This window comes from Burkholderia sp. MSHR3999, assembly GCF_000833595.1.
Classification (GTDB): domain Bacteria; phylum Pseudomonadota; class Gammaproteobacteria; order Burkholderiales; family Burkholderiaceae; genus Burkholderia; species Burkholderia ubonensis.
In genome coordinates this window covers 1,988,187-1,999,917 of record NZ_JRFO01000007.1, presented here as the reverse complement: position 1 = coordinate 1,999,917, position 11,731 = coordinate 1,988,187, and the positions used below count along the sequence as shown (strand labels likewise).

11 protein-coding genes are annotated in these 11,731 nt (G+C 71.3%); all 11 read left to right on the top strand.

The features are described 5' to 3' along the window. Positions 1-158: 158 nt before the first annotated feature. The 11 genes from KY49_RS32170 (at position 159) to sctN (ending at position 11,697) form a co-directional block, all read left to right on the top strand. Positions 159-992, top strand: coding sequence for a helix-turn-helix transcriptional regulator (locus KY49_RS32170; protein ID WP_042588903.1), 834 nt, complete (start codon positions 159-161; stop codon positions 990-992). A gap of 269 nt (positions 993-1,261) precedes the next feature. Then, positions 1,262-3,448, top strand: coding sequence for a type III secretion system export apparatus subunit SctV (gene sctV, locus KY49_RS32165; protein WP_042588312.1), 2,187 nt, complete (start codon positions 1,262-1,264; stop codon positions 3,446-3,448). Continuing rightward, positions 3,445-3,723, top strand: coding sequence for a type III secretion system export apparatus subunit SctS (gene sctS / locus KY49_RS32160; protein ID WP_042588311.1), 279 nt, complete (start codon positions 3,445-3,447; stop codon positions 3,721-3,723). Before sctV ends, sctS begins: the two co-directional genes overlap by 4 nt. After that, positions 3,723-5,762 (top strand): type III secretion system outer membrane ring subunit SctC, encoded by a 2,040-nt coding sequence (gene sctC, locus KY49_RS32155; protein ID WP_042588310.1) that lies wholly within the window; start codon positions 3,723-3,725, stop codon positions 5,760-5,762. Before sctS ends, sctC begins: the two co-directional genes overlap by 1 nt. Then, the gene (gene sctD / locus KY49_RS32150) at positions 5,743-7,056 is read left to right on the top strand and encodes a type III secretion system inner membrane ring subunit SctD (protein WP_042588309.1); all 1,314 of its coding nucleotides are present in this window, start codon (positions 5,743-5,745) and stop codon (positions 7,054-7,056) included. Before sctC ends, sctD begins: the two co-directional genes overlap by 20 nt. 142 nt (positions 7,057-7,198) lie before the next feature. Further along, on the top strand, positions 7,199-7,408 hold the full coding sequence (locus tag KY49_RS32145; RefSeq protein WP_042588308.1) for a hypothetical protein: 210 nt from the start codon (positions 7,199-7,201) through the stop codon (positions 7,406-7,408). Positions 7,409-7,520: 112 nt separating this feature from the next. Continuing rightward, positions 7,521-7,988, top strand: coding sequence for a hypothetical protein (locus KY49_RS32140; protein WP_042588307.1), 468 nt, complete (start codon positions 7,521-7,523; stop codon positions 7,986-7,988). A gap of 67 nt (positions 7,989-8,055) precedes the next feature. Further along, positions 8,056-8,937: a type III secretion system inner membrane ring lipoprotein SctJ gene (gene sctJ / locus KY49_RS32135; RefSeq protein WP_042588306.1), complete on the top strand. Its 882-nt coding sequence runs from the start codon at positions 8,056-8,058 to the stop codon at positions 8,935-8,937. Further along, positions 8,934-9,710 carry a SctK family type III secretion system sorting platform protein gene (locus KY49_RS32130; RefSeq protein WP_231636597.1) on the top strand — a complete coding sequence of 259 codons (777 nt, stop codon included), beginning with the start codon at positions 8,934-8,936 and terminating at the stop codon, positions 9,708-9,710. The genes sctJ and KY49_RS32130 overlap by 4 nt, the downstream gene beginning before the upstream one ends. Then, complete coding sequence (gene sctL / locus KY49_RS32125; RefSeq protein ID WP_042588305.1) at positions 9,692-10,321, top strand: type III secretion system stator protein SctL; 630 nt, start codon at positions 9,692-9,694, stop codon at positions 10,319-10,321. The genes KY49_RS32130 and sctL overlap by 19 nt, the downstream gene beginning before the upstream one ends. Further along, positions 10,318-11,697 carry a type III secretion system ATPase SctN gene (gene sctN / locus KY49_RS32120; RefSeq protein WP_042588304.1) on the top strand — a complete coding sequence of 460 codons (1,380 nt, stop codon included), beginning with the start codon at positions 10,318-10,320 and terminating at the stop codon, positions 11,695-11,697. Before sctL ends, sctN begins: the two co-directional genes overlap by 4 nt. The last annotated feature ends 34 nt before the right edge of the window (positions 11,698-11,731 follow it).

The window sequence follows — 11,731 nt, the reverse complement described above, 5'->3', positions numbered from 1 at the left end:
ACAAAAATGCCGGCGTGCGCGTAATATCCCGTAATACTAATCGCGTCGAATATTTCATGCAGAGGCGCGAAGACGGATCGTAAAGAAACCATAAAGAAAAGACCAAGTCGTGACGGGGCTGCTGGATTCACAACATTGAGAAAATGGGCGGGCTCTTCATGACCTATGCTGACGGAACGCCACTCGTCGAGTGGTTCTCGCAGGCCGACCTGGCGGCCGCCTTCGCCGGTTCGGCCGAATGGCAGGCGGCGAGCCGGGAGGTTTTTACCGTCGTTCAATCGGCGTCCGGTAAATCCGACCCGGGCGCATTCGATTTCGCGCAATGCCATGCGCGCTTGCGACAGATCGGTTTCAGCACGCTCGGTTATGGCGCATACGAAATGATCGGGCGGCGCATGCTGTGCGCGCATTTACTGCGCGATCTCGCGCCGGCGACCTTCATGCAGCCGTATATAGAAGGCATGCTCTACGAAACCGATCCGCGTTTCGCGCAAGTGCGCCAGAGCGGCTTTCCGGTCGCATGGCGGCTCGATGACATCGAGGCGGCCGCGCAGCGCGGCGGCGACCGCAAGGTGGCCGCGCTCGCGGGCCACCTGCGCGCGCATGCGATGAACAGCGGCGTGATCTTCAGCCTGTCGGCGCCGCGGCTCGACCTGCGGGTCGCGGTCAACGTGACGTCCGAAACGCACGGCACCGACTGGATCGACGATCGCGTGATCGGCGGCGCGCTGTCGGTGAGCCTCGCGGTGCACCGCGTCGCGCTGCCGTTCCTCGAGGCGCGCGTCGCGCGCGCACGCGGCTTCGCGCTCGGCCAGGAGCAGCAGGCGGTGCTCGAGCGGCTCGTGCACGGGCTGTCGGACCAGGAGATCGCAAGCGCGCTGCGCACGTCGCTGCACAAGGTCGGCCATCACATCCGTTCGCTCGAGCGGCTGTTCAACGTACAGAACCGCGCGCAGCTCGCGTATCTCGCCGCGCGCCGGCTGCGCGCGTAGCATCGATCGCGGCGATGCGCAGGCCGGCGGATCGGCGTCGAGCAGGATGCCGGCGGCGATGGGAGCGGTTTCGGCCGCGCGCATTCGAGCCGTCCGCGAGGGTTTCGTAGTCCGATTCGTCCGTCCCTGAAAAACCGCCTTCGACGCTACGAGGCGGGTCCGTTTTTCCGCGGTACCGCGTCGCTACACTCGTCGCATTCAATGCACCGCGCGGCGCGGGGGGCCGCGGTTGCCCCGTTCGCGCGCGATACCGAGAGGGCGACGACACGATGGCAGAACCGAAGGCGCTTCCCCGCGACTGGCAGCGGATGTTTTCCGCCGGCCGCGGCGTGTCCGGTCGTCGCCTCGGCGCGTCGCCGCGCGCGGACCTGTTCCTCGCCGCGTTCATCGTCGCGGTCGTCGCGCTGTTCATCCTGCCGCTGCCGCAGATCGCGCTCGACGGGATGATCTCGCTGAATCTCGCGGTGAGCGTCGTGCTGCTGACGGTGTCGACCTACGTGCCTTCGGCGGTCAGCTTCTCGTCGTTTCCGGCGCTGCTGCTGTTTACGACGCTGTTCCGGCTCGCGCTGAACATCGCGTCGTGCAAGCTGATCCTGCTGCACGCGAACGCCGGCCACGTGATCGACGCGTTCGGCCGGCTCGTCGTCGGCAACAACGTCGTCGTGGGCGGCGTCGTGTTCCTCGTGATCGCCGTCGTGCAGTTCATCGTGATCGCGAAGGGCTCGGAGCGGGTCGCCGAAGTCGGCGCGCGCTTCTCGCTCGACGCGATGCCGGGCAAGCAGATGAGCATCGACGCGGACCTGCGCGCGGGCATCATCAGCGCCGACGAGGCGCGCGAGCGCCGCGAGAAGCTCGAGCAGGAATCGCAGATGCATGGCGCGATGGACGGCGCGATGAAGTTCGTCAAGGGCGACGCGATCGCGGGGCTCGTGATCGCGTTCATCAACATCGTCGCGGGGATCGCGGTGGGCACGCTGATGCACGGGATGGGCATCGGCGACGCGCTGCAACGCTACGCGATCCTGACGGTCGGCGACGGGATGGCGTCGCAGATCCCGTCGCTGCTCGTGTCGATCGCGGCGGGCATCGTGACGACGCGCGTCGCGACGCGCGATGCGCGGCAGCGCCAGCTCGGCGAGCAGCTGGGCGAACAGCTCGGCGCGCATCCGCGCGCGCTCCTGATCGCGGCGCTCGTGCTGGCCGGCTTTCTGGTGGTGCCCGGCTTCCCGAAATGGTCGTTCGCGCTCATCGCGGCCGGGCTCGGCGCGTTCGCGTTCACGCAGCTCAAGCGCAAGACCGCCGCGCCGAGCTTCAACCTGATACACGTCGCGGGGCGCGTCGGCGCGGCCGACGACGGGCAGCCGGCGAAGGCGGCGCACGCGGCCGGCGTCACGTCGCTGATCGCGGTGTCGCTGTCCGACGACCTGCGCACGAGCCTGAACCTCGCGCAGCTGCAGGCGGCGCTGGCGAGCGCGAAGGCGCGCGTCGACGCGGACGTCGGCACGGTGTTTCCGCGCCTCACGCTGAACGACGACGAAGGCGCGGCCGCCGGCACGTACCGGATCTATCTGCAGGACGTGCTCGCCGCGAGCGGCGCGCTGAAGCCCGGCTGGCTGCTGTGGGACGGCGCGTCGCCGCTGCCGGAGCGCGCGGAGCGCCAGCCGGCCGAGGCGTTCGGGCCGTTTCCGACCGCGCTGTGGATCAAGCCCGACGGCGCGGCGCCGGACGCCAAATGGCTGACGAGCGAAGCCGCGCTCGCCGCGCACGTCGAGCAGATCGTGCGCCGGCACGCGGACGAGCTGCTCGGCATCCAGGAAACGCAGGCGCTCGTGCATCTCGTGCGGCGCGACCACCCGGAACTCGTCGGCGAGCTGACGCGGCTCGTGCCGCTGCAGCGCGTCACCGACGTGCTGCGCCGGCTGCTCGCCGAGCAGGTGCCGATCCGCAACCTGCGCGTGATTTTCGAGAGCCTGATCACGTGGGCGCCGAACGAGCCCGACGACGTGGTCGCGCTGGTCGAGCTGGTGCGCGTCGACCTGCGCCGGATGATCACCGACCGCCACGCGGGCGCGGCGCGCCAGCTGCGCGTCGTGCTGTTCGAGCAGAACCTGCAGGAGCGCATCGAGAGCGCGGTGATGCGCACCAAGCAGGGCAATTTCCTCGCGCTGTCGAGCGCGGTGAAGCAGGACATCTGCGAACAGGTGCGCGCGATCGTGCAGGCCGCGGGCGCGAACGGCCCGCACGGCGCGGCGCGGCTCGCGGTGATGGTCGCGCTCGGCGCGCGCCGCTACGTGAAGACGATCCTGCAGCCGGTGCTGCCCGAACTCGCGGTGCTGTCGTACCAGGAGGTCGAGGAGGACGTGCAGCTGCACACGATCGGCTGGGTGAAGAACCCGCCCGACGACGGCACGGTCGGCGCGGGCGCCGAGGTGCGCGCGCCGGGAGCCGCGCGATGACGGGCTCGGCGATTCTCGATCTCACCCGGCAGGCGCTGATGCTGGTGCTGCTGCTGTCGCTGCCGATCGTCGCGATCGCGACGGTCACGGGCCTCGTCGTCGCGATCCTGCAGGCGGTCACGCAGGTGCAGGACGCCAACCTCGGCATGGCGGTGCGGCTGATCGCCGTGATGGTCGCGCTCGTGCTGCTGTCGGGCTGGCTCGGCGGCGAGGTGCTGCGCTTCGCGCAGCAGGCGCTGGAACGCATGTTCGTTTCTTCCACAGGAGTCTTTTGATGCGCCGACGCGTCGCTTCGGTCTGGTTCCAATCCCGCGGCCTGCAGCGGGCCGCACTCGCGCTGTGCGCGACGGCGCTGCTGTCGGCGTCGCTTTGCATGACGCTCGCGCAGCCCGCGCGCGCCGCGGATCTGCGCTGGCGCAACAAGCCGTTCACGATCGTCGCGAACGGCAAGAAGATCGCCGATTTCATCCGCGAACTGGCGGCGTCGCAGGGCGTGACGGCGGTCGTCGATCCGAAGGTGGACGGCGTGATCAGCGGCCGCTTCTCCGGCACGCCGCAGCAGACGCTCGACACGATCTGCTCGACCTACGGGCTCACGTGGTACTACGACGGCTCGTTCCTGTACGTCGATCCCGCCGACCAGTCGCAGACGCAGATGATCCCGATCCCGCCGAACGCGGCCGGCGAGATCGGCCGCGCGCTGCAGGCGATGCAGGTGGCCGACAAGCGCTTCACGCTCGTGATCAACGACCGCGCGAACAGCGTGTACGTAGCGGGGCCGCGCCGCTACGTCGAGCTCGTGCGGCAGGCGATCGGCACGGTCGGCGACCCGGCGGCGAACGGCCAGCACGCGGACGTTCGCGCGTTCCGGCTGAAGTACGGCTGGGCGTCCGACGTCACGATCAACCGCTCGGGCAGGGAAGTGGTGGTGCCGGGCGTCGCGACGATCCTGCGCCGGCTGTTCGGCAAGGGCGGCGGTGGGACGAATCTCGTGCCGGCGAGCGCGCCGCTCGGCCAGGCGGCGCGCCAGGTGAAGCTCGGCTCGGGCCTGACGATCGCGGTGCCGCGCCTCGATTTCCCGGACATTTCCGGCGGCCCGCGCTCGGGCGGCTACGGCGGCGCTTACGCGAGCGACGGGGCCGGCGCGTTCTCGCCGTTCGCGAGCGCGGGCGGCGGCGACACGCTGCCGCAGATCGAGGCCGATCCGGCGATAAACGCGGTGATCGTGCGCGACCTGCCGGAGAACATGTACCGCTACCAGTCGCTGATCGGCCAGCTCGACGAGCGGCCGCGCATCGTCGAGATCAACGTGACGATCATCGACATCAACGAGGATTCGCTCGACAGCCTCGGCATCGACTGGCGTCTGCACACGAAGCACGGCGACGTGCAGATCGGCAACGGCGCGAACCCGCTGACCGGCAACACGCAGTTCGGCGGTGCGGGCAATCCGCCGCTGACGTTCGGCATCGACACCAGCGAGGCAGGCCAGATCGGCGCGTTCATGCCGACCGGCATCGCGCTGACCGCGTCGATCGGCGGCTCGCTGCGCAACTACCTGCTGACGCGCGTGAACGCGCTCGCGCAGAAGGGGCAGGCGCAGCTCCACTCGAAGCCGAAGGTGCTCGCGCTCGACAACACCGAGGCGATCCTCGAGAACCTCACGCAGTTCTACGTGCAGGTGCAGGGCTACCAGGATTCGTCGCTGTACAGCGTGACGACCGGCACGAGCATCAAGGTGACGCCGATGATCGTCGACGAAGCCGCGCGGGCCGCGGCGGCCGGCGGCCCGCAGAGCGTGATGATGTCGATCGACATCCAGGACGGCAACATCGTGCCGGGCCAGGCCGTGTCGAACGTGCCGGTGATCCAGCAGCGCAACATCGTCACGAAGACGATGATCGACGAGGGCAAGAGCCTGCTGATCGCGGGCTTCAACGACGACGAGGTGCGGCTGAACAAGAGCGGCGTGCCGTGGCTGTCGGACATCCCGCTGATCGGCAACCTGTTCAAGTACACCGACAAGACCGGCAACCACATGGAGCGCTTCTATCTGCTGACGCCGCGCGTGGTCACGACCGCTTCGATGTATGCGCCGGACGGCTCGCCGGTGAATCCGGGGCTCGCCGTGCCGCCGAATCCCGACGGGCTGTCGATGTATCGCCCGCCGGACAACGACGTCGCGGTGCCGCTGACGCCGAAGCCGCTGCCCGGCACGAAGTTCGGCCCGCCCGCGTTGCCGCCGCCGAAGGACGCGGCGGCGCAGCCGGCGATGACCGCAGGAGCGTCCGCCCATGTCGACGACCGCCATTGATCCGCACGGCGACGGCGCGTTGCCCGGCGGCGCGGCCGCGCTCGCGTCGCCGTGGAACCTGTGCTTTCTCAGCGGGCCGATGTACGGCCGCACGATGTCGCTCGCGCGCGGCGCGAACTGGATCGGCACGTCGGCCGACTGCGAAGTGATCCTGCCCGATCGCGAGATCGGCGCGAAACAGGTGTGCCTGCAGGTCGGCGCGCTTGCGGTGACCGTGCAGAACCACGGTGGGGACGCGCTCGCGCCGGTGCTGTTCAACGACGCGCCGCTCGGCGCGAGCCGCCGCTCGCTGACGCCGCAGGACGTGGTGACGATCGGCACGATCAGGCTCGGCATCGCGCGGCATGCGCAGGCGAGCGTCGCGGTGCCCGACGAGACCGGCGCGCCGGAGGCCGCGCGCGAAGCGGCGTGGCTCGGCTGGCTCACGGGCGGGCTGCGCCGGCTCGGCAGCCGGCGGCTCGTGATCGCGGTCGTCGCGCTGTGGGTCGGCGTGCTGCTCGGCGCGCTCGGCTACGGGCTCGTCGCCTGGTCCGGCCGGCTGCCGTGGCAGCACGAGTCGGTGCTCGCGCGCACGCACCGGCTGCAGCGGCTGCTGCATGCGTATCCGGAGCTGGCCGTGTCGCCGCGCGACGACGGCGCGCTCGTGTCCGGCTACGTGAGCGACGCGGCCGCGCGCGAGCGCGTCGCGCAGATCGTCGCGGGCGTCGACAACGCGGCGCTCGGCAATCTCTACGTGGTGAGCGACCTCGTCGCGACCGCGCAGACCTATTTCAGCGACACGGCGCTGACGGTGACCTATCTCGGCCGCGGCCGGATCGAGCTGACGGGCGCGGCCGCGCGCGCGCAGATCGAGCCGCGGATCCGCAACTACATGAAGGATGCGCGTCCGGCGCTCGAGGTTGTCGATCATGTGCGCGACGCGGAGGCCGCCGCGCCGCGCACGACGGCCACGCTCGGCGGCTCGGCCGGGATTCCCGAGATCACGACCGTGTTCGCCGGCGACGGCGACCAGCGCTACATCGAAACCGTGGATGGCAGCCGCTATTTCGAGGGCGCGAAGCTGAAGGAAGGGCCGACCGTCGTGTCGATCGGCGCGGACGAAGTGGTGTTCGAGCGTAACGGCCAGCGCATCACGATGCCGCTCGGCGGCGTGCAGGTGCCCGCGGGGTCGCCGGCGCCGCCCGTGCCGCCGGTCGCGAGCGGCGCCGCGGCCGGCGTCGCGCAGCCGGTGCCGGGGCCGGCGCTGCTGCCGGACGCGAATGCGCCGGCATCGGCGAGCGGGGCGGCGCGCTAGGGCCGCAGGAAATCAGGCGCGGCGTGCGGGTGCGCGCCGCGCGGCAAACGCGAGACGTCGCCGTGGGGCGGCGGCTCACGTCGCCGGCGGGGCATGGGGCTGCCGCCGGAATGTGGGTGAACTTCACGTAAAGGAGCGAAGCATGGGTGCCTCGACAGGTGGTGTGACCAATACGGGCGATGTCCAGAAACAGGCGGACGACCTGACCAAGACGCAGCTGGAGCTGACGAAGATCAACTTCCAGGTTCAGCAGTCGACCGCGACGTTCGAAACCAGCAACGCAGTGACCGCGCAGGAAGGGACGGCGAACGCCCAGGTTGCGCAACACCTGAGTTCCGCCGGCCGCGCATGACGCCGGGCGCCGGCGCAGCCCGGCGCAGCGTGCGCGCGTGCCGGCCGGCCCGTTCCGGCGCGCGCGGCGCGAGCGGTCCATGCGGCCAGACATGCAGCAAGGAGAACAGACCATGTCAGTGACAGGCGTAAGTGTCGCGCCGGGCGCGGCCGCGCTCGCGAGCGGCGCGCAGCAGCAGGCGGGCGCGGCGTCCGATCCGGAGCAGGTGCGGCAGTTCGATGCGCTGATGCAGCCGGGCGCGTCGCCGGGCGGCGCAGCGCCGGCGGCGCCGGCGCGCGTGCCGTCCGACGCGTCGCCGGCAGTGCGGATGACGCCCGCGCAGGCGAACCATTCGTCGCTCGTCGAGCGGCTGCGCGCGTACGGCAACGACCTCGACGCGCGCTACGCGAACATCGACAAGCATCGCACCGAGATGCTGACGTCGATGGCGGACAACCGCAGCGATCCGCTGATGACGATGGTGAAGGCGATGGACTTCCAATGGACGGCGACCACCACGATATCCGAATACCAGTTGAGCCTGTCGGTCGCACAGGCGGCGAACGGCTTCACGCACACGGTGCTGAAGACGCAGGAGTGACGCACCGCGGCGCGCGTGGCGGGAGCGCGGCGCGCGCCGGAAACATGGACGCAAACGCGGACAAACGATGACGACGATCGATTCGACGCCGCGCGCTGCCGCGTGGCGCAGCCGGGCGGCGCGTGCGCTGCTCGCGGGCCTGCTCGTGCTGCTCGCCGGCTGCCAGAAGGAGCTGTACTCGGGCCTGTCGGAGGCCGACGCGAACCAGATGATCGCGGTGCTCGGCGACGCGGGCATCGGCGCGTCGAAGGACAACGACGCGCGCGACACGTCGGAGCGCGACGCGTGGCAGGTCAGCGTCGCCGACGGCGACCTGCACGCGGCGCTCTCGGTGCTGCGCGCGAACGGGCTGCCGAAGCCGCGCCATGCGAGCCTCGGCGAGCTGTTCCAGAAGCAGGGGCTGGTGTCGACGCCGGCCGAGGAGCGCGTGCGCTACCTGTACGGCGTGTCGCAGGACCTGTCGCGCACGCTGCAGGACATCGAGGGCGTGGTGGTCGCGCGCGTGCAGGTCGTGATTCCCGAGAACGACCCGCTCGCGGACAAGATCCGGCCGTCGTCGGCCGCGGTCTACATCCGCTACCGGCCCGGCGTCGACCTGCGCGCGATGGCGCCGATGGTCAAGGATCTCGTCGCGCACAGCATCGAGGGGCTGCAGTACGACAACGTGTCGCTGTTCCTGCAGCCGGCCGCCGAACGCGCGGCGCACGTCGACGGCATCGGCAGCGCGCTGGCCGACATCGTGCGGCTGCGCTCGCCGCTCGGCTGGCTCGTGTTCGCGCTGATCCTGCTGACCGGCGCGGTGATCGCGCTGTCGGCCGCGCGGCGCGGGATGTTCGGCGCGCGGCTCGCGGGCCTGCTCGGCGTGGCGCGCGGCGCGCAGGCGAACGCGAACGGCGGCGCGGGCGGCGGTTCGCTGCGCACGCCGGACGGCGCGCGCGACGGCGCATGAGCGATCCGCGCGCGTTTGTGGCGGCAGGCGATCCTGCGGCCGGCGATCCGGCGGCAGGCGACCCTGCGCCCGGCGCCGCGCCGCTGCCGTGGCTGCAGCCGCTCGCGCCGCCGCCCGCGGCGCGCCGCGCCGCGTTCCACCGGCTCGTATGCGACTTCAACCTGCGTCCCGACCGCTATCTGCACGTGACGCGCGTGCCGGCCGACTGGCCCGCGCGCTACCGGTCGCCGGACGCGTTCGGCCCGGCCGGGCAAAAGCTGGTCGCGCGCCACTTGCTCGACGCGCACGACGTGGCCGGCCGCCACGACTTCGACGCCGCGAACCCGTGCGCGCGGCTCGCGCTGCTGCCCGGCGCGGCGCTCGAGCAGCTTGCTTCGTATGCGGGGCTGCTGCTGCATCGCGCGTGGCTGCGCGACGCGCTCGCGGCGCGCCGGATGCGTGCCGAAGTCGCCGCGAAGCTCGGCGGCGACGCGCTCGACCTCGCGCTCGAACGCGCGCCCGAGTTCGGCGCGCTCGCGGATACGCTCGAACCGTGGCGCGGCGAGCCGGCGGCGCTGCCCGCGGTGATCCGCGCGCGCGGCGGCCGGCTGCTGGCGGATTTCATCGGCGCGGCGGGCGACGCGGTCGCGCGGCGCGTCACGCTGAAGTTCAACCGCGCGATCGACGCCGAGGCGCCGTACTGGCTGAACCGCGCGCAGCGCGACCAGTTCGGCGAACTGCTGTTCCTGTTTCTGATTCCCGAGAGGCTTGCGTCATGGGACTGGCTTTTCTGATCACGAGCGACAACCTGCAGCTGCTGTCGGAGCGCAAGGTGCTCAAGGAGCGCGAGTACGCGGCGCTGCTCGACGCATCGGCGGTGATCGCCACCGCGCACGAGGAGGCCGCGCGCATCGTCGCCGACGCGCAGCGCGAATTCGACAGGCGGCAGGCGGCCGGCTACGAGGAAGGGATGCGGCGCGCGCAGCGGGAGCAGGCCGCGCAGGCCTACGCGCAGTCGCTCGCCGCCGCGCGCACGATGGAATCGATGAAGGATGCGATGGCCGAAATCGTCGTCAAGGCGGTGCGCGCGATCGTCGGCGAGATGAGCACGCAGACGCTGTACGCGGCCGCGCTCGCGCGCATCGCGCCGCTCGTGCGCGACGAGGCGTTCCTGACCGTGCGCATCGCGCCGGGCCGCGAGGACGAGATGCGCGAAGCGCTCGCGGGCGCGTTCGCCGGACAGTCGAACCGCCAGAAGATCCGCATCGTCGAGGACGCGCAGCTCGAACGCCACGCATGCACGGTCGAGACGCCGTCCGGCCGGATCGACGCGAGCCTCGACCTGCAGATCGACGCGCTGCGCCAGGCGATCCGCCGCGACGCGCTGAAGGGCGCCGCGCGATGAGCGCGCCGCTCGACGAAGCCGGCGCGCCCGCCGGCGACGGCGACGCCGCGCCGTTCGATCGCGGCCGGCTCGTCGGCGAGCTCGACGCGGGGCTCGCGTTCTTCTCGCCGGTGTCGGTGCAGGGCCGCGTCAATCACGCGGTCGGGCAGATCCTCAACGCGACCGGCATCCGCGCGCGGCTCGGCGAGATCTGCGAACTGCGCACGCCCGGCCAGCCGACGCTGCTCGCCGAAGTGGTCGGCTTCTCGCGGCAGACGACGCTGCTCACGCCGCTCGGCGACGTCGCCGGGCTGTCGCCGGAGACGACCGTCGTGCCGTCCGGCCGGGAGCACGTGTTTGCGGTGGGCGAAGGCCTGTACGGCCGCGTGCTCGACGGGCTCGGCCGGCCGCTCGACGCGCGCGGCCCCGTGACGGGCGCGGCGTGGGTGTCGACCCAGCAGGACCCGCCGAACCCGCTTGCGCGGCAGATGATCGACACGCCGTTTCCGACCGGCGTGCGCGTGATCGACGGCCTGATGACGCTCGGCGTCGGGCAGCGGGTCGGCATCTTCGCGCCGTCCGGCGTCGGCAAGAGCACGCTGCTCGGGATGATCGCGCGCGGCGCGCGCGCCGACGTGAACGTGATCGCGCTCGTCGGCGAGCGTGGCCGCGAGGTGCGCGAGTTCATCGAGCATGCGCTGTCGCCGGAGGTGCGCGCGCGCTCGATCGTCGTCGTGTCGACGTCGGATCGTCCCGCGATGGAGCGCGTGAAATCCGCGCTCGTCGCGACCGCGATCGCCGAGCATTTTCGTGACGAGGGCAAGCGCGTGCTGCTGCTCGTCGATTCGCTGACGCGCTTCGCGCGCGCGCAGCGCGAGGTCGGGCTCGCGAGCGGCGAGCCGCCGACGCGCCGCAGCTTTCCGCCGTCGACGTTCGCGGTGCTGCCGCGCCTGCTCGAACGCGCGGGGCAGGGCACGCGCGGGTCGATCACCGCGCTGTACACGGTGCTCGTCGAAGGCGACGAGGAATCCGATCCGATCGCGGAGGAAGTGCGCTCGATCCTCGACGGCCACATCGTGCTGTCGCGCAAGATCGCGCTCGCGAACCGCTACCCGGCGATCGACGTGCTCGCGAGCCTGTCGCGCGTGATGCCGCTCGTCGCGAACCGCGCGCACCAGCAGGCGGCCGCGCGCGTGCGCGAGCTGATCGCGAAGTACCAGGAGATCGAGCTGCTGGTGCAGATCGGCGAGTACCGCGAAGGCAGCGACCGGCTCGGCGATCTCGCGCTGCGCGCGCGCGACGCGATCGCCGCGTTCTGCGCGCAGGCGTCGCACGAGGACGTGCGCTTCGACGCGTTGCTTGCGCGCCTGACGAAGCTGGCGAACGACCATGCCTGACGCGACCTGACGCGAGGCCGGCGGCGCGCGCCGC